Source organism: Streptomyces sp. 147326, assembly GCF_045000215.1.
Classification (GTDB): Bacteria; Actinomycetota; Actinomycetes; order Streptomycetales; family Streptomycetaceae; genus Streptomyces.
In genome coordinates this window covers 6,847,196-6,869,557 of record NZ_CP134201.1, presented here as the reverse complement: position 1 = coordinate 6,869,557, position 22,362 = coordinate 6,847,196, and the positions used below count along the sequence as shown (strand labels likewise).

The following is a 22,362-nucleotide window of genomic DNA, read 5'->3' as shown; positions in this document are numbered from 1 at the left end:
CTGAGTCAATCGACGAGGAGCTAAGAGAGATATGAGCAGCCTGCAGAGCGTTCCCGCACTGGGCACGCACCCGACCGCCGGTGCCAACGTCAGCCGCGCCCAGACCCGTGAGCAGCTGTCGAAGGCCACGTACGACCTGCTGGTCATCGGCGGTGGAATCCTGGGTACCTCCGTGGCGTGGCACGCCGCGCAGTCGGGCCTGCGGGTTGCCATGGTGGACGCCGGCGACTTCGCCGGCGCCACCTCCTCGGCCTCCTCCAAGCTCGTCCACGGCGGTCTGCGCTACCTGCAGACCGGCGCGGTCAAGCTGGTCGCGGAGAACCACCACGAGCGGCGGGTGCTGGCCAAGGACGTGGCCCCGCACCTGGTCAACCCGCTCACCTTCTACCTGCCGGTCTACAAGGGCGGACCGGTCGGTGCGGCCAAGCTGGGCGCGGGCGTCTTCGCCTACTCCGCCCTCTCGGCCTTCGGCGACGGCATCGGCAAGGTCATATCCCCGGCCCGTGCCGTCGCCGACAACCCCGGCCTGAAGACGGACAACCTCAAGGCCGTCGCGGTCTACTACGACCACCAGATGAACGACTCCCGCGTCGCCGTCATGACGGTCCGCGCGGCCGTCGAGTCGGGCGCGGTCGTCCTCAACCACGCCGAGGTCACCGGACTGCGCAAGACGCGCGGCCGGGTCACCGGCGCCGAGCTCAAGGACCGTCTCGACGGCACCGAGTTCGGGGTCGACGCGCGCGTCGTGCTCAACGCCACCGGCCCGTGGGTGGACCACCTGCGGCGCATGGAAGACAAGCACTCCATGCCGTCGATCCGCCTCTCCAAGGGCGCGCACATCGTCATGAAGCGCAAGTCGCCGTGGAAGGCCGCCATGGCCACCCCGATCGACAAGTACCGCATCACCTTCGCCCTCCCGTGGGAGGACCAGCTGCTGCTCGGCACCACCGACGAGGTGTACGAGGGCGACCCGGCGGACGTGCGCGCCACCGAGTCCGACATCGCGCAGATCCTGGACGAGGCGGCCTTCTCGGTGAAGGACGCGGACCTCGACCGCTCGCTGATGACGTATGCCTTCGCGGGCCTGCGGGTGCTGCCCGGCGGCCCCGGCGGTGTGGAGAAGGCCAAGCGCGAGACGGTCGTCTCCGAGGGCGCCGGCGGCATGCTGTCGGTGGCCGGCGGCAAGTGGACGACGTACCGTCACATCGGCCGTGTGGTCATGGACAAGCTGGCGAAGCTCCCGGGCAGCCCGCTGACCGAGGACATGGAGCCGGTGAAGTCCCTCGTGCGCCGGATCGCGCTGCCCGGTGTCGCCAACCCGAACGCGGTCGCGCACCGGCTGCTGGTGGACCGTGAGCCGGGCACCCGGATGGACCCGCTCACCGCCCGCCACCTCGCCTCGCACTACGGCTCGCTGGCCTTCGACATCGCGCGCCTCGCGAACGAGGACCCGGCGCTGGCCGAGCGCATCCACCCGGACGGTCCGGAGATCTGGGCGCAGGTCGCCTACGCCCGTGACAACGAGTGGGCCGAGACGGTCGACGACGTGCTGCGCCGCCGTACGACGGTGACGATCCGCGGCCTGGACGACGAGGCCGTACGGGCCCGCGTCGAGGAGATGCTGGGCCACAAGGCATAGCTCTCACGCAGGTGGGGAAGAGGGGCGGTTCCGAGGGGAACCGCCCCTCTGTCGTGGGCTGTGGCTGGCGTCGTATCAAGGCTTAGGCTGACCCACGTACGCAAGGGAACTTCGGAAGGAGACCTGGGTGATCGAGCTTGAGGGCGTGCCCGAGCTGATCGACCCGGTCATGGTGGCCGCGTTCGAGGGCTGGAACGACGCGGGTGACGCGGCCTCCGGTGCGGTCGCACACCTGGACCGGGAGTGGAAGGGCGAGGTCTTCGCGGCGCTCGACGCAGAGGACTACTACGACTTCCAGGTCAACCGGCCGACGGTGTGGCTGGACAACGGGGTACGGAAGATCACCTGGCCGACGACACGGCTGTCGGTGGTCCGGATCGGCGGCGCCAAGCCGCGCGACCTGGTGCTGGTCCGGGGGATCGAACCGTCCATGCGGTGGCGGTCGTTCTGCAACGAGATCCTCGGCTTCGCCCACGAACTGGGCGTGGAGATGGTGGTCATCCTGGGGGCGCTGCTCGGGGACACTCCGCACACGCGGCCGGTGCCGGTGAGCGGGGTCACCTCGGACGCGGACCTGGCGCGGACGATGGACCTGGAGGAGACCAAGTACGAGGGTCCGACGGGCATCGTGGGCATCCTCCAGGAGGCGTGTACGCACGCGGGCGTGCCGGCGGTGTCGCTGTGGGCGGCGGTGCCGCACTACGTGTCGCAGCCGCCGAACCCGAAGGCGACGCTGGCGCTGCTGAACCGGCTGGAGGATCTGATCGACATCCGGATCCCGCTGGGCGAACTGCCGGAGGACGCGCGGGCGTGGCAGCTGGGCGTGGACCAACTGGCCGCGGAGGACAGCGAGGTGGCGGAGTACGTCCAGACACTGGAGGAGGCGCGGGACACGGCCGACCTGCCGGAGGCGTCGGGCGACGCCATCGCCCGGGAGTTCGAGCGGTACCTGCGCCGGCGTGACCCGGCGGCGCCGTCGGCCGAGGCGGGCGACGGCTCGTACCTGCGCGACACCTCGGGCGGCCTCCCCCGCCCCCCGAAGCGCAAGCCGGACCCCTCCGGGGAGGAACCGGAGCCACCGACCGCCCCGTCCCCCGACGGGGACGACACCCCGGACGCGTAACCCGCAGGTGGGCGGGTGCCGGGGGGTACCGCTGCGCGGAGCCGTCAAAAATCCAGCCCCGCGCAGCGGAGGACCCGTCCGGTCCGGCCGCGGAAAGGGCGATGCCCCCGGGCCGGGTGGCCAGGGGGCATCGGCAGGGCTGCGGGGGTGGCTACAGGGCCACGCCCAGGAGGGCGTCCACGGTGCGGGAGACCAGGCCGGGGGCCGACTCGTCGTCGCCGTCGGTGGCGTTCTGGAGCTCCACCCAGCGGTCCACCGCGGCGAGGGCCGCAGGGGCGTCCAGGTCGTTGGCCAGGGCCTCGCGGACCTCCTCCACCACCGCGTCGGCCGCGATGCCGTCCGGCCGGGACACCGCCGCGCGCCAGCGCTCGAGCCGGGCCACGGCCTCGGCGAGGACGTCGTCGGTCCACTCCCAGTCGGCCCGGTAGTGGTGCGACAGCAGGGCGAGGCGGATGGCCGCGGGGTCGACCCCGGCGCGCCGCAGCGCGGAGACGAAGACGAGGTTGCCCTTGGACTTCGACATCTTCTCGCCGTGCAGGGCGACCATGCCCGCGTGCACGTACGCCTTGGCCATCGGGAACTCGCCCGTCAGCACCTGCGCGTGCGACGCGCCCATCTCGTGGTGCGGGAAGGCGAGGTCGGAGCCGCCGCCCTGGATGTCGAAGCCCATGCCCAGGTGGTCCAGGGCGATGGCGACGCACTCGATGTGCCAGCCCGGCCGGCCGCGGCCCAGCGAGCCGCCGTCCCAGCTCGGCTCGCCCGGACGCGCGGCCATCCACAGCATCGGGTCCAGGGGGTTCTTCTTCCCCGGCCGGTCGGGGTCGCCGCCCCGCTCCGCCGAGAGCAGCCGCATCGCCTCGGCGTCGAGGTTCGAGACCCCGCCGAAGTGCGCGTCGGACTCGACCGAGAAGTAGACGTCGCCGTCGAGCTCGTACGCCGCGCCCGCGTCCCGCAGCCGTTCGACCAGCGGCACGATGCCGGGTATGGCCTCGACGGCTCCGATGTAGTGCTGCGGCGGCAGCATCCGCAGGGCGGTCATGTCCTCGCGGAAGAGTGCGGTCTCGCGCTCGGCCAGCTCGGTCCAGTCGTGGCCGTCGCGCAGCGCCCGCTCCAGGAGCGGGTCGTCCACGTCAGTGACGTTCTGGACGTAGTGGACCTGCCGCTTGGTGTCGAGCCACACGCGCTGCACGAGGTCGAACGCGTTGTAGGTCGCCGCGTGACCGATGTGGGTCGCGTCGTACGGGGTGATGCCGCAGACGTAGATACGGGCGACGGGACCGGGGGCGAGGGTGATCGTCCCCTGGGTCGCGGTGTCGTGGATCTGGAGGTCGCGGCCCTTGCCAGGAAGGGCGGGGACCTCAGAAGCGGGCCAGGCATGCATGTCTCGAGCCTAACCGGACGGATGTTCCGGAAACGAACCGGACCTGCACTGTTGTCTTGATCGGCACTCTTGCGGTCTGGCCGGATCTGTGCGTGTGGCGGATGGCCGGTTCAGACCGGTGGCCAGGGGATCGACGGCCACTGCCCGGACGGCTGCGGGTGGGTTCCGGTGCGCAGCAGGTGCGCCACCCGGTCCCGTACGGCGGCCAGCTCGACGGCGGTGATCAGTTCGGCCAGCCGGGTGGCGAGCGGGGCTCCCTCGGCGAGCTCGGCGGCCAGCCCGGCGAGCACCTCGCGTGCCTCGCCGGTCAGCGGTTCCCCCGCCCAGCCCCACAGCAGGGTGCGCAGCTTGTCCTCGGCGTGGAAGGTCACGCCGTGGTCGATGCCGTAGAGGCGGCCGTCGGATGCGGGCAGCAGGTGACCGCCCTTGCGGTCGCCGTTGTTGATCACGGCGTCGAGTACGGACAGCCGGCGCAGCCGCGGGTCGTCGGCGTGGACGAGCAGCGCGGTGCGGCCCTCCCCCACCTCGGCGAAGGCGACGGGCTTCCAGCCCTCCCCCGCCTCCTCGCCGTCGACGAGCGCGAGGAGCCCGTCGGCCGGGGATTCCCCTTCCGGTCCCGCGGATTCGATCCACCGCTGGACCATGCCCTCGCCGTACGGTCCGTCGCGCAGGACGGTGGCGGGCACCAGGCCCCATCCGGTGGCCTCGGAGACGAGGTAGGCGGCGACCTCGCGCTGGGCGAGGTTCCCGTCGGGGAAGTCCCACAGCGGCCGCTCGCCCTTGACCGGCTTGTAGACGCAGTCGGCGCTCACGCCCTCGTGCGTGACGGTGCACAGCAGGACGGCGTTGGACGCCTCGCGGATCCGGCCGATGACGGTCAGTTCGCCCTTGGCGAGCAGTTCCTCGATCTCCCCCGTGTCGGTCACGCCTGGCGCCGGTAGCCGTTCTGGCGCGGGCACACGTGCCCCTCCGGGTCCAGCGGCAGACTGCACAGCGGGCAGGGCGGGCGGCCGGCGTTGACCACGTCCAAGGCCCGCTTGGCGAACGCACGGGCCTGGGCGCCGCTGAGGCGGACCCGCAGCATCGGCGGGCCGTTCTCCTCGTCCTGGAGCAGCCGCTCCTCCGCCTCGGCGAGGTCCTCGTCGGAGTCGGCGTCGAGCTCCACCAGGGCCTGGGCCTCGACGATCATCCGCTGCTCCTCGCCGTCCCAGGCCAGGGCCATGGTGCCGACGCGGAACTCCTCCTCGACGGGGACGTCCAGGGGTGCGGTGTCGGCGGCCTCGGCGGGGGCGACGGCCGGCACCGGGGCGTTGCCGCCGGTGCGCCGCACGACCTCGTCCAGCAGCTCGTCCATCCGCTCGGCGAGCGCCGCGACCTGGGTCTTCTCCAGGGAGACGCTGGTGACGCGGGGGCCGGAAGAGGCCTGCAGGAAGAACGTACGGCGTCCCGGCAGACCGACCGTGCCGGCCACGAAGCGGTCCGGGGGGTCGTAGAGGAACACCTGACGGGGCACGTCCAGTCTCCAAGTCTCGGCGGCAGGGCAGGTCTGCGCCCTTGTGTGGGCCCGTCCACCCTACTGCGCCGTCCGATCACGCCGCGCCCGCGCCGCCTCCCACGACGGCGTTCCCGGCGTCTTCGGTGTCTTTGTCCGACGCGACGGGCTCCGGTGCGGCCGGGCGCCGTACGAGCGGGCCGAAGTCGCCGGTGTCGCCCAGCCGGAACACGAACGGCCGGGTCGGCGTGTACCGGATCGCGGTCACCGAGCAGGGATCGACGTGGATGCGCTGGAAGAGGTCCAGGTGCATCCCGAGGGCGTCCGCGACAAGGGACTTGATGATGTCGCCGTGGGAGCACATCAGGAAGACGGCGTCGCTCCCGTGCTCCTCCTCGACCCGCGCGTTCCACTCCCGTACGGCGTCCACGGCGCGGGCCTGCATGGCGCGCATGGACTCGCCGCCGGGGAAGGCGGCCGCCGAGGGGTGCTGCTGGACGATCTTCATCAGCGGTTCGTCGGCGAGTTCGGCGAGTTTGCGGCCGGACCAGTCGCCGTAGTGGCACTCGCCGATCCGCTCGTCGGTGTGCACTTCCAGCTCCGGCCTGGCGGCCAGCAGGGGTGCGAGGGTCTCCCGGCAGCGTTGCAGCGGGCTGGTGACGGCGGCGGCGAGGGGCACGCCCGCCAGCCTGCCGGGCAGGGCGGCGGCCTGCTCGGCGCCGCGCTCGTCGAGGCCGACTCCCGGCGTCCATCCGGCGAGCAGCCCTGCGGTGTTGGCGGTGGACCGCCCGTGTCGTACGAGGATCAGCGTGGCCATGGGGCCAGCCTAGGTGGTGCGGCCGGAGTGCGGGCGGGCCGTGGTCGGGGGACAATGCCCGCGTGATTGTGGACTGCGCGATTTACCGGAGCGGTCGCCGGACCGAGAGGCCCGAGGATTTCTCGGACGCCCTCGACGAGGCGCGGGCGAGCGGGGACGCGTTCCTCTGGATCGGCATGTACGAGCCGACGGAGGACGAATTCGAGCATGTCCGGCACGAGTTCGGCCTGCACCCGCTGGCGGTCGAGGACGCGCTGAGCGCACACCAGCGCCCCAAGCTGGAGGTCTACGACGATTCGCTGTTCGTCGTCCTCAAGCCGGTGATGTACGACGAGGCCACCGACACGGTGACCACGGGCGAGTTGATGCTGTTCATCGGCGACTCCTTCGTGGTCACGGTCCGGCACGGCGAGGGCGCCGCGCTGGCCGCCGTGCGGCGCCGGCTGGAGCACGATCCGGAGGTCCTCGGGCACGGTCCGACGGCGGTGCTGTACGCGGTGTCCGACGCGGTGGTGGACCACTACATCGAGGTGGCGGCCGAGCTCCAGTCGGATCTGGAGGAGCTGGAGGCCGAGGTCTTCTCCCCGAACCCCTCGGACTCCAAGAACACCGCCGCCCGGATCTACGGCTTCAAGCGGCAGGTGCTGGAGTTCCGGCGGGCGACCAACCCGCTGCTCCAGCCGATGGACCGGCTCGCCTTCGGAGAGGTCCCCTTCGTCCACGAGCACGCCCAGCCCTTCTTCCGCGACGTCGCCGACCACCTGACCAAGGCGAACGAGTACATCGAGGGGCTGGACCGGCTGCTGTCGGACGCGCTCGCGGCTCATCTCGCGCAGATGGGCGTCCGGCAGAACGACGACGTGCGCAAGATCTCGGCCTGGGCGGCGATGGCCGCCGTCCCCACGATGGTGGCGGGGATCTACGGGATGAACTTCGACCACATGCCGGAGCTCAGGCAGTGGTGGGGGTATCCGCTGGTGCTGCTGGTGATGGCCTCGGCGTGCCTGGGCCTGTACCGGATGTTCAAGCACCGGGGCTGGCTCTAGTGCCGCGCCCGGCTACGCGAACTCGGGCGTGCCGGCCGGTGCGCCGCCCAGCGCGTTGCGGCGCTGGGGCGTCCGCAGGCTGACCATCCGGTGCCAGCCGCTGAACCGCTCGTACGCGTACATGCCGCGGATGCCGGCGGCGAGCGCGGCCGCCTTCGGGGCGGGCCAGCGCAGCACCCGTCCCATGTGGTCCATGACGGCGAGGCTGACGTCCCGGTAGACGCCGATCTCGACGAGCGCGCTCTCGCGGAGCACGCGCTGGATGGTCCGGCCGTGGCCCGCGCGGGCCAGGCGCAGCAGTTCCTCGTGGCAGTAGGCGAGGTGGTTGGCCTCGTCGTTGCTGATCATGTGGATGGCCTTGCCGACCTCGTGGTGGTCGCCGAAGTACCTGACGAGCATGCCCATCTGGTCGGCGGCGCGCTGTTCGGTGACGCGGCTGTGCGCGAGGTAGACGACGATGTCCTCCTCGGTCAGCGCCTCCTCGCGGCGCAGCTTGTCGTGCGCGAGGCCGATGCCGCGGCGCTCCAGCAGCATCGTGTAGTCGGTCTCGGGCGGGACGGGGACCGGCGGCAGGCCGCGCTTGCGGAGCAGCGCGTGGAAGATCCGGCCGTGCTTGTCCTCGTCCGCGCCGTGCCGGGTGATCTTGGGAGCGAGGTCGCGCATGGAGTCCGGCACCAGGGCCGCGATCCGGGCGTTCTCCCAACCGCCCTGGGACTCCCCGCTGGCGGCGATGGAGCAGAACAGCTGGAAGGACTCGTCGTTGTCGACGATCTCCTGGAACAGGCTGCGGGCAGAGAGCATGAACCGAGTCAAACGCCGGTCGCGGGGACCGGCAACCGATGGGTCCCCCTACTCGCCCGAATGAACGAAACGAGGGGATGGACCGTCGCGCGTAACCCTGCGGGCACCCCGGGCGTTGTTGGCTGTGTCGGCCGTGGCGGGGAAGACCCCCGAGCCCCCACCACGGCCGCAGACCTCTCCCTTCCGACGCCGCCCTGCGTCCCGGCGGGCCTGGACCCGGATGTCAGGCCAGTCCTGCGAGCTCCATGGCCTCGGTGCCGGCCCGCAGGGCGGCGATCCGCTCGTCCAGGGTGAATCCGGCCGGGGCCAGCGTGAGGGTGGTGACCCCGGCCTCCGCGTAGGCCCGCATCCCGTCCGCGATGCGGCCGACCGGACCGAGCAGCGCGGTCGAGTCGATCAGCGAGTGCGGGACGGCCTCGGCCGCGCCGGTCTTGTCGCCGGCCAGGTACTTGTCCTGGATCTCGGCGGCCTCCTTCTCGTAGCCCATGCGCTGGGCCAGCTGGTTGTAGAAGTTCTGCTTCCGGCTGCCCATGCCGCCGACGTACAGGGCGGTGTAGGGACGGAACATGTCCGCGAGCGCGTTCACGTCCTCGCCGAGGGCCAGCGGCACGGTCGGGCAGACGTCGAAGCCGTCCATGGTCAGCCCGGCCTTCTCGCGGCCCGCCCGGATGTGGGTGAGGGCGGTGGCCTCCAGGTGCTCGGCGGCCGGGAAGATCAGCAGGGCGCCGTCGGCGATCTCGCCGGTCTGCTCCAGGTTCTTGGGACCGATGGCGGCGATGTAGAGCGGGATGTGCTCGCGCTCGGGGTGCACGGTCAGCTTCAGGGGCTTGCCCGGACCGCCCGGCAGCGGCAGGGTCCAGTGCTCGCCCTCGTAGGAGAGGCGCTCGCGGCTCATGGCCTTGCGGACGATCTCCACGTACTCGCGGGTCCGCGCGAGCGGCTTGTCGAACTTGACGCCGTACCAGCCCTCGGACACCTGCGGGCCGGAGACGCCGAGGCCGAGCCGGAAGCGGCCCTTGGTGAGCGAATCGAGGGTGGCCGCCGTCATGGCGGTCATCGCGGGCTGCCGGGCCGGGATCTGCAGGATCGCCGAGCCGACGTCGATGCGCTCGGTCTGGGCGGCGACCCAGGCGAGCACGGTCGGGGCGTCGGAGCCGTAGGCCTCGGCGGCCCAGCAGACGTCGTAGCCCAGGCGGTCGGCCTCCTGGGCGACGGCGAGGTTGTCGGCGTCCATGCCCGCGCCCCAGTAACCGAGATTGATGCCGAGCCGCATGTGTCGTCCCCTTACCGGTTTACCGATCAGTAACGTTGGTGTGCGGGGACTGTAGCGCGCCAGGGTGCTCCGCGTCAGCGCCCCAGTAGTCTCAGCGCTCATGGAGCAGAGGCATCTCGGCCGCACCGGACTGCGCGTTTCCCGGATCGGCCTCGGCACCCTCACGTGGGGCCGCGACACCGGTGAGGAAGCCGCCGCCGAGCAGGTGAAGACCTTCTGGGAGGCGGGCGGCACCCTCGTCGACACGGCCGACGTGTACGGGGGCGGGGAGGCGGAGTACCTCCTCGGGCGGCTGGTGGGCGGGCTCGTCCCGCGCCGGGACCTGGTGATCGCGACCAAGGCGGGCAGCGTGCCGGACCCGGACCGGCGGTTCGACGGCTCGCGCGGACACCTGCTCGACGCGCTGGACGCCTCGCTGGACCGGCTGGGCACCGACCACGTCGACCTCTGGCAGGTGCACGCCTTCGATCCGGCGACCCCGCTCGAGGAGACCCTGCAGGCGCTGGACCTGGCGGTGAGCAGCGGCCGGGCCCGGTACGCCGGGGTCTCCAACTACTGCGGCTGGCAGCTGGCGAAGGCGGCGACCTGGCAGCTCGCGGCGCCCGGCGTGCGGACCCGCATCGCCTCGACGCAGATGGAGTACTCGCTGCTGCAGCGGGGCGTGGAGCGGGAGGTCCTGCCGGCCGCACTGGACCTCGGGATCGGCCTGCTGCCCTCCTCCCCTCTGGGGCGCGGCGTGCTGACGGGCAAGTACCGGGACGGCGTGCCGGCGGATTCCCGGGGCGCCTCGGAGTCCCTGGCCGCCTTCGTGGACCCGTACCTCGACGAGGCGGCGGGCCGGATCGTGGACGCGGTGGTGACGGCGGCCCGGGGGCTGGCCGTGACCCCGCTCGAGGTGGCCCTCGCGTGGATCCGGGACCGGCCGGGGGTGGTCGCGCCGATCGTCGGTGCCCGGACGTCGGCGCAGCTCGCGGCGGCGCTGTCGGTGGAGGCCCTTAGTCTTCCGGAGGAGATCTGCCGGGCGTTGGACGATGTGTCGGCGCCCGTGCACCGCTATCCCGATCAGGACTGGAGCACGCTGTGAGTACGGACCGCCAAGCCGAAACCGAAGCCACTGCCGCGGAGGAACCGGCCGGGGCACAGGCCGACTCGGGCGGGCCCGAGGCCGGGCCTGCCGCACCGCACGGCGAAGCCGTTGAAGGCGGACCGGGGGCGGAGCCCCCGGTTTCAGGAAGGGGCGGGGTGGGAGAAAGCCCCGCAGGGCCCGCCTCCGAGGCCGGCGGCGACGCCGGGCCCGAGGCGGGAGCCGAGGCCGACGCCGAGATCGGATCCGAGGCCGAGGTTGAGGCCGGGGCCGAGGTTGAGGCCGACGCCGAGGCCGAGGCCGAGGTTCAGGCCGACGCCGAGGTTCAGGCGGACGCCGAGGTTCAGGCGGACGCCGAGGTTCAGGCCGACGCCGAGGTTCAGGCCGAGGCCGAGGTTCAGGCGGACGCCGAGGTTCAGGCCGACGCCGAGGCCGAGGTTCAGGCCGGAGCCGAGGCCGAGGTTGAGGCCGGAGCCGAGGCCGACGCCGGGGGGCAGGCGGCGCCCGCACTCACCGAGGCCCAGGCCGAGCTCGCCGCGCAGAAGGTCGAGCGGGAGCGGATCGCCCGGCGCAAGGCCGAGCGGGAGGCGCCCGTCGAGGCCGGGGCGAAGCTCAGCGGCAAGGCCGCCGACCTGCTGGCCGCCGTACGGGCCGTGGAGAGCGGGGAGCAGCCCCCCGCCGTGTACTTCGACGAGGCCCCGGCCGCGCCCCGCAGGCCGGCCCCCGCTCCCGCCGCGCCGCGCCCCGCGGCCCCGGCGCCGGTGGCCGCGGCGGCGCCCTCCGCCGACGCCGTCGAGGGCGTACGGTCCGTCCTGGCCCGCGGTGGCGCCCCCGAGTCCCTGGCCGGCCCGGCCGCGGCGGCGCTCGGCGACGGCGCCGCCGAGCAGCTCGCCGAGAACCCCTGGCGGCTGCTGTCGGTCCCGGCCGTGCGCCCGACCCAGGCGGACGGCTTCGCACGGTCCCTGCTGGGCTCCGAGGCCGGTCCCGGGGACGAGCGCCGCACCACCGTGCTGGTCGGCTGGCTGCTGGCCCAGGCCGGGCTCAAGGGGCACACCGCACTGGAGGCTCCGGTGCTGGAGAAGGCCCTGGCCCAGTACGGCGTACCGGACCCGGCCGGAGCACTGGAACAGGCCATCGCGGACGGCTCGGTGCTGGTCTTCCACGAGCCCCTCGGCCCGCCGGTCGAGGAGGGCGAGGAGCAGCCCGTACGTCTCCTCGTGGGCCTGGAGGGTTCTGCCATGGCCGAGGAGAGCCTGGCCGACGGACTGGCGCGGCTCGCGTCCGGCGCCTTCGACGCGCCCGCGGACTGGGAGCGGGCCGCCGGGGCCGCGCCCGGGCCGTCCGCCGCCGAACTGATCCGCACGGTCGCGGGCCACGGCCTGGTCGCCCACACCGGCGGGGAGGCCGCGCGTACCGAGGCGTTCGCCCTGGTCGCGGCGGCCCGGGAGCTGGGGCTGCGGGCCTGCCCGGCCGCGCACGCGCCCGGCGGCCCCGACTCGGTGACCGTGGCGGGGCTGCTGTCCGGGGCGGAGGGGCCCGGGCGGGACGCGGACGGGCAGTTCGCGCTGGACCTCCTCGTGGTGCTGGACGCGCCGCAGCTGGACGTGGAGACCGCGGCCGCGCTGGTGGAGTCCGTGCCGGACGGGGCCAGGCTGGTGCTTTCCGGGGACCCCGGAGTGCTCGCGTCCGCCGGGGCCGGACGGGTGTTCGCCGATGTGCTGGCGGCCCGTACGTGCCCCCAGGTGGTCTCCCGCACCCCGGATCCGGGCCCTCTCGGAGAACTCGTCTCCGGGGTCGGGGTCGGCGAGCTGAACCAGGTGGACGCCCCCGGCAACGAGGTCGTCATCGTCCCGGTGCAGGACGCCGGGGAGGCCGTGCACCGGGCCGTGCAGCTGGTGGCCGAGTCGGTCCCGCGGGCCTTCGGGATCCCGGCGGACAGCGTGCAGGTGATCACCCCGGGCCACGGCGGCTCTGCGGGGACGCGGGCGCTGAACAACGCCCTCAAGGAGCGGCTGAACCCCGGTCCCGGCCGGTTCGGCGGCTTCGACCCCGGCGACCGGGTGGTCCACGTGCCGTCCGCCGGGCGGGCGCTGGCTGCCAGGGTGGTGTCGGCCGACGCCCAGGGGCTGCACCTGGACCGTGCGGGCGTACGGATCGTCGTACCGAAGGAGCTCGTGGAGTCCCAGGTGCGGCACGGCTGGGCGGTGACGGCGCATCAGGCCGTCGGCACGCGCTGGCCGGCGGTGGTCGTCGTCCTGCCGGGTGACGCGGCGCAGGCGCTGTCGCGGGACTGGGTCTACACGGCGTTCGGGCGGGCCGAGCGGCACCTGTCGGTGGTGCACGGCGTCGACCAGGCGCTGCCGCGCGCGGTGGCCGAGGTGCTGCCGAAGCCGCGTACGACACGGCTGACGGGCCTGCTGAAGGCGCTCGCGACGGCGGGCGCACAGGCGGAGTGACTCCGGCCGTGGCCCCCGCCCCGCGGGGCGGGGGCCACCGGTGCCGGGCGGGGGTCGGGCCGGGGTTCAGGCCAGGACTCAGGCCGGGGTCAGCCCCGGCTTCGCGGTCTCGTCCTCATCCTCGCCCTCATCCTCGCCCTCGTCGAACTCGTCGGACTCCTCGTCGAAGACGGAGCTGACGTCGAAGCGGTGCAGGACGTCCTGCGGATCGATGTTCCCGAAGGGCGAGTTCAGCCACTCCCCCGGTTCCGCCATCTCCTCCGAGGCGGCGATCCAGAGCGTGGAGTCGCCCTCCTCCAGCCCGAAGTCCTTGAAGCGGGATGCGATCTCGTCGGGCTCGTACTCCCCGAAGAGGACACCCAGCGCCTCGGCGGTGCCGCCGTCCTGGACGAACTCGGCGTCCCGGTCGTGCGCGGCGATCCGCTCCGCCTGGGCGATCAGCCGCGGCGGTTCGACGACGGAGTAGTCGCGGCGGATGAGCACGCTGAAGGCGGCGGGCTCGGCGGGACCGGTGTAGGGCACACCGTCCTCGGGCGTGGGGATCTCGAAGGGAGTGACCTCGTCGTAGCGGTCGTAGAGGAGTTCGTCGTACTCCTCGGCCGCGGCGGCGAGTTCGTTGAAAGCGGCGTAGACGTCCGGGTCCTCGTCCCCGGTCCTGCGCTCGACCGCGGCGAGGTGACGGTCGAGCGCGGCCTTGACCGCCTCGGCGGCGGCGCGTACCTCGGCAACAGTGGGCAGAGCGGCATCAGACATAGAGGAGACGCTATCCGTACGAGGGCTCTGCCCGCACAATAGATGCGATGCCGGAATACGAATTTGTCGACGTGTACGTGCCCCGCGGTGTTCCTCGCAAGGAGGCGACCCGCCTGCTGACCGATCATGCCGAATACGGGAACTGGGAACTCGACCGGCTGAGGCTGTACCGGGACGGCAGTCGCCGTGTGCGACTGCGCCGCCGGATCATCCGCCAGATCCGCGCGACCTGGTGACGCGGGCCCCGGGGGCGGGGCCCGCGTCGTGAGCAGCCGTCAGGCGGCGTTGCGGGCGCGCCGGTAGAGCACGCTGCCCGCCAGCAGCAGGCCGCCCGCGAGCGGGAGGCCTGCGGTGAGGACGTCACCGGAGCCGGTGGCGGCGAGACCGGCCGACTGCCCGGGGCTGCCGCCGGTCTGCGTGCCGGTTCCCGGGCCGGGGTGCGTGACCGGGGTCACGGGAGTGACGGGACCGGTGCCGGGGTTGGCCGGCGTACCGGGAGTGCCCGGAGTGCCCGTGCCGGGCGTACCGGGAGTGCCCGGGTTTCCGGGGTTCTCACCGCCCGGGGTGCCGGGGTTGCCCGGGGTGCCGGGGTTCTCACCGCCGGGCGTACCGGGATTCCCGGGGTTGCCGGGGTTCTCGCCACCCGGCGTGCCGGGGTTGCCGGGGTTGCCGGGGTTCTCGCCGCCCGGCGTGCCCGGGTTACCGGGGTTGCCGGGGTTCTCGCCGCCCGGCGTGCCCGGGTTACCGGGGTTGCCGGGGTGGTCGTCGCACGGCTCGTCGCCGTCGCCCGGGTGTCCCGGGTTGCCGGGGTGTCCGGGGCTGCCGGGGTGTCCCGGATTGCCCGGGTGGCCGGGGTTGCCCGGCTTGCCGGGCTTGCCGTGCTTGCCGGGCTTGCCGTGGAACCCGTTCGAGCAGTGGTTCCCGAAGGCCGGATTGAGGCCTCCCACCACCGTGACCGTGTTCCCGCAGGCGTTCACCGGCGCGTCCACGGGTGCCTGCACGTTGTTCCCGGACAGCAGTCCCGGAGAGTTCGCGGCGTGCCCCGAGGCGCCGGAGTCCGCGTGTGCGTAGCCCCCGCCCAGGGCGAGGACACCCCCTGCGGCAGCCATGGTGATCAGGGTCTTCCTGGTGACCTGTGCCGGTCGTCGCATCTGTACTCGTCCCCTGGTGTGTGCGTTTCGGCCGTCTCTCGGCGGCCCGGCCGTCCAGGCTCCCCCGCCCAGTACGCCGAAGATGAGAATCCGGGCCGGAAAGCCCGGTGGCCCCGGAGCGCTGGGATGCGCTCCGGGGCCCAAGACTTCAGACGCGTCAGGCGTTGACGCAGGTGTTGCCGAAGGCCGGGTTCAGCAGGCCGATGACGGAAACGGAGTTCCCGCACACGTTCACCGGGATGTGGACCGGAACCTGGACGACGTTGCCGGACAGGACACCGGGGGAGCCGATGGCCGCACCCTGGGCACCCGCGTCGGCGACAGCCAGACCCGCACCCGCGAGAACCAGGCCACCAGTGGCAGCCGCAGCGGCGACAACCTTCTTGATCATTGTTCCTCCTAGTAGGCAATGCGGTCCCAGCCGCGGACCGCACCACCTGTAACGAGGAGGGATCACCAGGGCTACGAGCGTATGAGTGCATTCACTCTTCTCAGTGGAATGCGCACACCTAGCCGAATTTCAGGCGTTGTCGATGAACCGGTCGAGCACGCGCACGCCGAACTTCAGTCCGTCCACGGGCACGCGCTCGTCCACGCCGTGGAACATCCCGGCGAAGTCCAGCTCCGGCGGCAGCTGCAGCGGCGCGAAGCCGAAGCAGCGGATGCCGAGGTCGTCGAAGGACTTGGCGTCCGTACCGCCCGAGAGCATGTACGGGACCGCCCGCGCGATCGGGTCCTCGGCCTTCAGGGCGCCCTGCATGGCGTCCACCAACCGCCCGTCGAAGTCGGTTTCCAGCGCCTTGTCGCCGTGCACGTCCTCCCGCTTCACGCGCGGCCCGAGGATGCGGTCCAGGTCGGCGAAGAACTCGTCCTCGTAGCCCGGCAGGAAGCGGCCGTCGACGTGGGCCGTCGCCTGGCCGGGGATGACGTTGACCTTGTAGCCGGCGCCGAGCATCGTCGGGGCGGCCGAGTTGCGCAGCGTCGCGCCGACCATCTTGGCGATGCCGCCGAGCTTGGCGAGGGTCTCGTCCATGTTGTCCGGGTCCAGCGGGGTCCCCAGCGCGTCCGAGAGCTCGTCCAGGAAGCTCCGTACGGTCTTGGTCACCCGCACCGGCCACTGGTGGCGGCCGAGCCGCCCCACGGCCTCGCACAGCTCCGTGATGGCGTTGTCGTTGTTGGTCATGGAGCCGTGGCCCGCGGTGCCCTCCACCGTGAGCCGCATCCAGTGCATGCCCTTCTGGGCGGTCTCCACGAGGTAGAGCCGCAGGTTCTCGTTCACGGTGAAGGAGAAGCCGCCGACCTCGCCGATCGCCTCGGTGACGCCCTCGAACAGGCCGGGGTGCTTGTCGACGAGGTGCCGGGCGCCGTAGATGCCGCCCGCCTCCTCGTCCGCGAGGAAGGCCAGCACGATGTCGCGCGGGGGCTTGCGCCCGCTGCGCATCCGGTCGCGCACGACGGCCAGCGTCATCGCGTCCATGTCCTTCATGTCGACGGCGCCGCGGCCCCACACGCAGCCGTCGGCGATCTCGCCCGCGAACGGGTCGTACGTCCAGTCCGCGGCATTGGCCGGAACCACGTCGGTGTGCCCGTGGATCAGCAGCGCCGGCCGGGAGGGGTCCTCCCCCTCGATCCGCGCCACGGTCGAGGCGCGCCCCTTGTGCGATTCGAAGATCTGCGGCTCCAGCCCGACCTCGGCGAGCTTCTCGGCGACCCACTCCGCCGCCTTGCGCTCCCCGGGGCCCGAGTGGTCTCCGTAGTTGCTGGTGTCGATCCGGATGAGGTCCCGGCAGAGGTCGACTACCTCGTCCTCGCCGGAGACGGTCCTGCCCGCGCTCGACTCGCTCACGCTGCTTCCTCCCACTGATCAGTACCGAACACCTCCATCCTCCCGCCCCGGGCCGCTCTCCCCAAGGGCGATCCCCGGCCGTCAGGGGGTGTGATCGAGGCCCCCGGAATGTTTGGTAATGTTTTCCACGTCGGAACGGCCCGCGAGGGACGCGAGACAGACACCTTGTCCGGGTGGCGGAATGGCAGACGCGCTAGCTTGAGGTGCTAGTGCCCTTTATCGGGCGTGGGGGTTCAAGTCCCCCCTCGGACACCACGGCGAAAGGCCGGTCGGGAGAAATCCCGGCCGGCCTTTCGTGCGTCCGGAGACGGCTGCCTCGCGCGCGCCCGGCTCCCGTCCGGCAGGTTGCGCGGCTCCGGGACGCGGGCGGGATGCCCGTCCAGCAGCGCCGTCCCCAGTTCGCCGGCCAGCAGCCGGTGCGTGCCGTTCCAGGTCGGCGCCTGAGGGTGGCGTGGTAGGTGGACGGCCGCAGGGAGGGCCCCAGGTAGCCCCTGGGCGTGCGTGGTGCGCTCCAGGAGGGTGCGCCGCTCGGCCGAGGCGGGCTTCGCCGTCGGCGCGGGTACGGAAGCGGCGCACGTACGTCTCCGCCAGCACACGGATCTCGCGCAGCCGGGCGGCGGATGCGACGGCTTGCACGGCGGAGAGGAACGCCGTGTTTTCCACGTAGTCCTGGTGGCCGGTCAGCAGGCTGACGTAGGGCCGAGAGCGCCGAAGGTCGCGGGGCGCCGGTTGAGCTCATCGGGGGGCCTGCAGGGAGCCGAGTTCGGGGCGGACGGGCAGCTCCGCGCGGTAGATGATCCGCTGGGCGGTGTCGGCGGACGGCACGTCGGCCGGTGTGGGCGAGGCCCGGAAGACGATCTGGTGCCGTTCGGGCAGCAGTGCGGGGCAGCTGGTCGGCGTGCCGGTCGTAGGCAGCGAGCCGGCCCAGGTTCAGCAGGGCTCCCGGGCCCAGCGAGGCGAACTCGTCGTCGCCGTCGTTCGCGGGGTCCGGCAGGCTGCATGGTTTCCCTTCCGTGGTGACTCCATGCGGCTCAGCTTGATCAGGTGGCATGGGGTGTCAAGCGCGGCCGGGGGTCCCAGCGCGGGGCGGGGAACGCCGAAGCCCCCCGCGCGGGAAGGGGAGCTCCGGCGCGGGGGGCCTCGTGGACCGGGAGGCGGGTCAGTCGCGGGAGGCGGCGAGCTCGGCTACTCGGCCGCGGACCAGGAACCAGCCGCCGACCAGGGCGGCGCCGATGAGGGGGACGAACATGACCGTGGTGCGGCCGACTCCGCCGTCGCACCACATCAGGACCAGGACCGTCAGGAGGAAGGCCAGGGTCACGAGCTGGGTGTACGGGGCCCAGGGCAGGCGGTACGAGGGCCGCTCCAGGCTGCCCTGCTGGGCGCGGCGCCAGAAGAAGAGCGAGCAGAGCATGACCATGCCCCAGGTGCCGAGGATGCCGAGCGAGGCGAAGTTGAGGACGATCTCGAAGGCGTCCTTGGGCATGAAGTAGTTCAGGCCGACGCCCGCGACGCCGAAGGCGGCGGTGAAGAGGACGCCGCCGTAGGGGACCTTGCCCTTGTTCATGAGGCCGGTGAACCTCGGCGCGGAGCCGGACATGGCCATCGAGCGCAGGATGCGGCCGGTGGAGTAGAGGCCGGAGTTCAGGCTGGAGAGGGCCGCGGTGAGCACGACCAGGTTCATGACGCCGGCGGCGCCGGGGACGCCGAGCTTGTCGAAGACGGTGACGAAGGGGCTCTGGTCGGAGCTGTACGCCGTGTAGGGCAGCAGGAGAGCGAGGAGGACGACCGAGCCGACGTAGAAGAGGCCCACGCGCCACATGATCGAGTTGATCGCCTTCGGCATGATCTTCTCGGGGTTCTCGGTCTCGCCGGCGGCGACGCCGCAGAGCTCGACGGAGGCGTACGCGAAGACCACGCCCTGGACCACCAGGAGCATCGGGAGCATCCCGGAGGGGAAGATCCCGCCGTTGTCGGTGATGGTGGAGAGGCCCGGGGTGTGGCCGCCGATCTCGTGGCTGGTGGCGACGAGCCAGATGCCGACGATCAGAAAGATCACCAGGGCGGCGACCTTGACCAGCGAGAACCAGAACTCCATCTCGCCGAAGTACTTCACCGAGATCAGGTTGGCGGTGAGGACGACGGCGAGGGCGATGAACGCGAGGACCCACTGGGGGACGTCGGTGAACATCGACCAGAAGTGGGCGTAGGTCGCGGCGGCCGTGATGTCGGCCACGGTGGTGGTGGACCAGTTCAGGAAGTACAGCCAACCGGCCGTGTACGCGCCCTTCTCCCCCATGAACTCGCGCGCGTAGGAGACGAAGGCGCCGGAGGAGGGGCGGTACAGGACGAGCTCGCCGAGCGCCCGGACGACGAAGAAGGCGAAGACTCCGCAGACCGCGTAGGCGATCGCGAGGGAGGGGCCCGCACCGGCGAGGCGGCCGCCGGCGCCGAGGAACAGCCCGGTGCCTATCGCTCCGCCGATCGCGATCATGTTGATGTGGCGGGACTTGAGGTCCTTGCTGTAGCCCTCGTCACCGGCGTCGACATGGCGGGAAGACGCCGGGGCGGGGGCCTCGGTCAAGGTGCGGTCACTCAGGTCACTCATGTATGACTTCGCCTTCGTGGGGGTCGGACGGCAGGTCCGTTCCGCGGCGCAGGGGAGCTGGGTGGTGTCCCCTGTGTCGCGGTCCGGTGAATTTGTCGCCCCAGGAGACCATGAGGGTCCGCCACCCGCCAAAATCGGCCCCCCGCACGCCGAAGCCCCCGACGACCTTGGAAAGGGGTGCCGGGGGCTTCGTAGGCGCTCGAAAGCGAGGTCAGTCGGTGGTACCGGCCGCTGCCGCCTGATCGAGGCGGAAGGCCTCGTTGCCCAGGCCGATGCGGGCGTGCACCTCGGGGCGGCTGCGGCGCAGCACGGCTCCGTAGAGCAGGCCGCCCACGACGGCGGCGCCGATGATGCCGGGCAGGGCCCAGCTGAGCGCGGAGCCCTTCTCGGCGCCGACCAGGACGCCGAAGTCCTTGACGGTGTAGACGGCGATGGCGAGGAGCGCGAGACCGGCGGCGCCGGCCGCGGCGAGGCGCCAGACCTGGGCGCCGGCGGTGCCGCGGCGGACGAAGAAGGCGATGACGGCGAAGGAGGCGGCGGCCATGAGGAGGGTCACACCGAGGGCTCCGACGCTGCCCATCCAGGTGAACAGGTGCAGGACGGGGGCGGTGGGGTCGCCGGCGGGCATGTCGTCGGTGACGGCGAAGGCGATCACGACGAGCGCGGCGATGCCGGTCTGCAGGAGGGAGCCGGTTCCGGGGGCGCCGGTGCCGGCGTTGGTCCGGCCGAAGGCGGCGGGGAGCAGGCCCTCGCGGCCCATGGCGAAGGCGTAGCGGGCGACCACGTTGTGGAAGCTGAGCATGGCCGCGAACATGCCGGTCACGAAGAGGACGTGCAGGACGTCGGTGAAGGTGGTGCCGAGACGGCTCTCGGTGAGCTGGAAGAGCAGGCCGGGGCCGGCTTCGGCGGAGGTCTTCACGACCTCGGCGGGGCCGGTGGCGACGGTGAGGGCCCAGGCGCTGAGGGCGAAGAAGAGGGCGACGAAGGCGACGGCCAGGAACATCACCCGGGAGACGACGATGTGCGGCTTGCTGGTCTCCTCGGCGTAGACCGGGGACTGCTCGAAGCCGACGAAGGCGGCGATGCAGAAGCAGAGCGCGGTGCCGAAGCCGGCTCCGCTGAGGGTCTCGGGGTTGAAGGCGTGCAGCGAGAGGCCTTCGGCGCCGGGCTCGGCGAGGGCGGCGATGTCGAAGACGACGACGAGGGCGCACTCGACGAGGAGGAGGACCCCGAGGACCTTGGCGTTGAGGTCGATCTTGAGCCAGCCGAGCGCGCCGGTGACGGCGACGGCGAGCAGGGCCGGTATCCACCAGGAGAGTTCGATCTCCAGGTAGGTGGCGAAGAGGCCGGAGATCTCGAAGCCGAGGATGCCGTAGACGCCGCACTGCATGGCGCTGTACGCGACGAGGGCGACGAGGGAGGCACCGGCGCCGGCGGTGGGGCCGAGGCCGCGGGCGATGTACGCGTAGAAGGCGCCGGCGTTGTGGACGTGCCGGCTCATCTCGGCGTAGCCGATGCTGAAGAGCGCGAGGACGGCGCCGAGGATGACGAAGAGCAGGGGCTGGCCGACGATGCCCATGACCCCGAAGGTCGTGGGCATGACACCGGCGACGACCATCAGGGGCGCGCTGGCGGCGAGTACGGACAGGAGCAGGCCGGCGGTGCCGAGGCGGTCGGCGCGCAGGGCGCGGTCCTGGCCCTTGTACGTACGGATCTCGGCCGGGTCCTGGAGCGTGGTGGATCTGCCCGTCGGCATGGCGGCGTCCTTTCGGGGGCGCGGTTCTCTCGGGGGCGGTTCTCTGGGAGTGCGGTTCTCTGGTGGCGCGGTTCTCTGGTGGCGCGGTTCTCTCGGGGGCGGCGGCTTCGGTGTCAGGCGGTGCCGAGCGCGACGCTGCGCGCGGCGAGGAAGGCCTTCTGCGGGTCCCGGTCCGGATAGGACCACGGGGCGCGGGTGGCGTGGCTGCCGATCCGGTGGAAGAGGGCGGCGGCCTCGGCGGGGCGGCCCTCGCAGAGTTTGGCGTGGGCGAGGAAGTTGAGGTCGACCCGGTTGCGGGGGTGGTCGTCGCGCTCCCACTCCAGCCACCAGTCGAAGGCGGAGCGCAGGACCTGGCGGGCGCGGCGGCCGGCCCAGTGGGCGGCCGCTGCCTCGGGGGTGTGGCCGTGGGTGGCGGCGAGGACCCGGTAGCGCTCGGCGTGCGCGACGACGGGGAGCACGGCGAGCGGGGAGTCGGCCGGGGACTCCTCGGCGGCCCAGGCCGCGAAGTCGTATACCTCGTGGAGCGGGTCCTGGCCGGCAGCGAGGGCGCGTTCGGCCAGCCGGGCGACCATCAGGTGGTGGGCGTGGTGGTGCTCGCGGTGGCGGGCCCGGACCTGGTCGAAGTGGCGGCTGAACTCCTCCTCGCTGCCGAAGGCCCGGGAGAGGAGGAGCAGTCCGAGCCAGGGGGTGGGGTCGGCGGGGTGCAGGGCGGCGGCCCGGCGGCAGGCTTCCTCGGCGGCGGCCGGGGTGCCCTTGTGGCGCAGGGCGGTGAAGACGGCGGCGCAGGCGAGGAGGGTGGCGGCGTCGGCGCTCTCCGGCTCGGCGAGCAGCCATTCGCGGGCCCAGGCGGTGGCCGCCGGGGTCTGGGCGAGGACGACGACGCGGTGGGCCCGGCGGTCCCAGTCGTCGCCGGTCCCGACGAGGAGGGAGCGGGCCCTGGCCCACCGGCCCTGGGTGAACTGGGTGCGGACGTCGACGAGTTCGGCGTCGCAGAGGGCCGGGTCGAAGAGCTGGGCTTCCCGCTTGCGGGCGCGGCCGAGGGGCGGCGGAGGCGGGGACATCCGCGGGTTTCCCTCCAGGACGCGGGCGGACGAAGGTCGGCGGCGGCCGGAAACGCGCGCAGGGCGCACGCGAGC

General features: G+C 72.5%; 19 protein-coding genes and 1 tRNA gene. 7 read left to right on the top strand and 13 right to left on the bottom strand.

All coding sequences use genetic code 11. The features are described 5' to 3' along the window. Positions 1-31 precede the first annotated feature (31 nt). Positions 32-1,639: an FAD-dependent oxidoreductase gene (locus RIU97_RS31535; protein WP_404960959.1), complete on the top strand. Its 1,608-nt coding sequence runs from the start codon at positions 32-34 to the stop codon at positions 1,637-1,639. A 127-nt stretch (positions 1,640-1,766) separates the two neighbouring features. Then, the gene (locus RIU97_RS31530) at positions 1,767-2,762 is read left to right on the top strand and encodes a PAC2 family protein (RefSeq protein WP_404960958.1); all 996 of its coding nucleotides are present in this window, start codon (positions 1,767-1,769) and stop codon (positions 2,760-2,762) included. A 151-nt stretch (positions 2,763-2,913) separates the two neighbouring features. On the opposite strand, the gene mshC is transcribed toward RIU97_RS31530, so the two are convergent. The 4 genes from mshC to RIU97_RS31510 form a co-directional block, all read right to left on the bottom strand. Next, positions 2,914-4,143, bottom strand: coding sequence for a cysteine--1-D-myo-inosityl 2-amino-2-deoxy-alpha-D-glucopyranoside ligase (gene mshC, locus RIU97_RS31525; RefSeq protein ID WP_404960957.1), 1,230 nt, complete (start codon positions 4,141-4,143; stop codon positions 2,914-2,916). 110 nt (positions 4,144-4,253) lie between these two features. Then, a complete protein-coding gene (locus RIU97_RS31520; RefSeq protein WP_404960956.1) occupies positions 4,254-5,102 on the bottom strand; it encodes an SCO1664 family protein in 849 nt (282 codons plus the stop codon). Continuing rightward, on the bottom strand, positions 5,066-5,656 hold the full coding sequence (locus RIU97_RS31515; protein WP_351301229.1) for a DUF3090 domain-containing protein: 591 nt from the start codon (positions 5,654-5,656) through the stop codon (positions 5,066-5,068). Before RIU97_RS31515 ends, RIU97_RS31520 begins: the two co-directional genes overlap by 37 nt. A gap of 76 nt (positions 5,657-5,732) precedes the next feature. Continuing rightward, positions 5,733-6,452: a histidine phosphatase family protein gene (locus tag RIU97_RS31510; protein ID WP_404960955.1), complete on the bottom strand. Its 720-nt coding sequence runs from the start codon at positions 6,450-6,452 to the stop codon at positions 5,733-5,735. Between the two features lie 62 nt (positions 6,453-6,514). Here RIU97_RS31510 and corA point away from each other — a divergent pair, with 62 nt between their 5' ends. Next, the gene (gene corA, locus RIU97_RS31505) at positions 6,515-7,498 is read left to right on the top strand and encodes a magnesium/cobalt transporter CorA (RefSeq protein WP_404960954.1); all 984 of its coding nucleotides are present in this window, start codon (positions 6,515-6,517) and stop codon (positions 7,496-7,498) included. A gap of 12 nt (positions 7,499-7,510) precedes the next feature. Here corA and RIU97_RS31500 read toward each other — a convergent pair whose 3' ends face one another. Both RIU97_RS31500 and RIU97_RS31495 read right to left on the bottom strand, forming a co-directional pair. After that, positions 7,511-8,299 (bottom strand): ferritin-like domain-containing protein, encoded by a 789-nt coding sequence (locus RIU97_RS31500; RefSeq protein ID WP_404960953.1) that lies wholly within the window; start codon positions 8,297-8,299, stop codon positions 7,511-7,513. Between the two features lie 223 nt (positions 8,300-8,522). Further along, positions 8,523-9,572, bottom strand: a complete 1,050-nt coding sequence (locus RIU97_RS31495; RefSeq protein WP_404960952.1) for an LLM class F420-dependent oxidoreductase — start codon at positions 9,570-9,572, stop codon at positions 8,523-8,525. 100 nt (positions 9,573-9,672) lie between these two features. Between RIU97_RS31495 and RIU97_RS31490 the strand changes: the two genes are divergently transcribed. Next, entirely contained in the window at positions 9,673-10,656 is a 984-nt protein-coding gene (locus tag RIU97_RS31490; RefSeq protein ID WP_404960951.1) for an aldo/keto reductase, read from the top strand. A gap of 158 nt (positions 10,657-10,814) precedes the next feature. Then, positions 10,815-13,112, top strand: a complete 2,298-nt coding sequence (locus tag RIU97_RS31485; protein WP_404960950.1) for an ATP-binding domain-containing protein — start codon at positions 10,815-10,817, stop codon at positions 13,110-13,112. A 78-nt stretch (positions 13,113-13,190) separates the two neighbouring features. Here RIU97_RS31485 and RIU97_RS31480 read toward each other — a convergent pair whose 3' ends face one another. Beyond that, on the bottom strand, positions 13,191-13,865 hold the full coding sequence (locus RIU97_RS31480; protein ID WP_404960949.1) for a hypothetical protein: 675 nt from the start codon (positions 13,863-13,865) through the stop codon (positions 13,191-13,193). 47 nt (positions 13,866-13,912) lie between these two features. Here RIU97_RS31480 and RIU97_RS31475 point away from each other — a divergent pair, with 47 nt between their 5' ends. Then, positions 13,913-14,101, top strand: a complete 189-nt coding sequence (locus RIU97_RS31475; RefSeq protein ID WP_404960948.1) for a DUF5703 family protein — start codon at positions 13,913-13,915, stop codon at positions 14,099-14,101. A gap of 39 nt (positions 14,102-14,140) precedes the next feature. On the opposite strand, the gene RIU97_RS31470 is transcribed toward RIU97_RS31475, so the two are convergent. The 3 genes from RIU97_RS31470 to RIU97_RS31460 form a co-directional block, all read right to left on the bottom strand. After that, on the bottom strand, positions 14,141-14,974 hold the full coding sequence (locus tag RIU97_RS31470) for a chaplin family protein (protein WP_404960947.1): 834 nt from the start codon (positions 14,972-14,974) through the stop codon (positions 14,141-14,143). 199 nt (positions 14,975-15,173) lie between these two features. After that, on the bottom strand, positions 15,174-15,407 hold the full coding sequence (gene chpH / locus RIU97_RS31465) for a chaplin ChpH (RefSeq protein WP_030720343.1): 234 nt from the start codon (positions 15,405-15,407) through the stop codon (positions 15,174-15,176). Between the two features lie 129 nt (positions 15,408-15,536). Continuing rightward, complete coding sequence (locus tag RIU97_RS31460; RefSeq protein WP_319723551.1) at positions 15,537-16,862, bottom strand: M20/M25/M40 family metallo-hydrolase; 1,326 nt, start codon at positions 16,860-16,862, stop codon at positions 15,537-15,539. 167 nt (positions 16,863-17,029) lie between these two features. Here RIU97_RS31460 and RIU97_RS31455 point away from each other — a divergent pair. Then, positions 17,030-17,117 (top strand) — tRNA-Leu (locus RIU97_RS31455). 904 nt (positions 17,118-18,021) lie between these two features. Here RIU97_RS31455 and RIU97_RS31450 read toward each other — a convergent pair. From RIU97_RS31450 to RIU97_RS31440, 3 genes are all read right to left on the bottom strand, one after another. Next, complete coding sequence (locus RIU97_RS31450) at positions 18,022-19,461, bottom strand: amino acid permease (protein ID WP_404963019.1); 1,440 nt, start codon at positions 19,459-19,461, stop codon at positions 18,022-18,024. Between the two features lie 220 nt (positions 19,462-19,681). Further along, the gene (locus RIU97_RS31445; protein WP_404960946.1) at positions 19,682-21,226 is read right to left on the bottom strand and encodes an APC family permease; all 1,545 of its coding nucleotides are present in this window, start codon (positions 21,224-21,226) and stop codon (positions 19,682-19,684) included. Between the two features lie 113 nt (positions 21,227-21,339). Then, positions 21,340-22,287 (bottom strand): hypothetical protein, encoded by a 948-nt coding sequence (locus RIU97_RS31440; RefSeq protein ID WP_404960945.1) that lies wholly within the window; start codon positions 22,285-22,287, stop codon positions 21,340-21,342. Positions 22,288-22,362 lie beyond the last annotated feature (75 nt).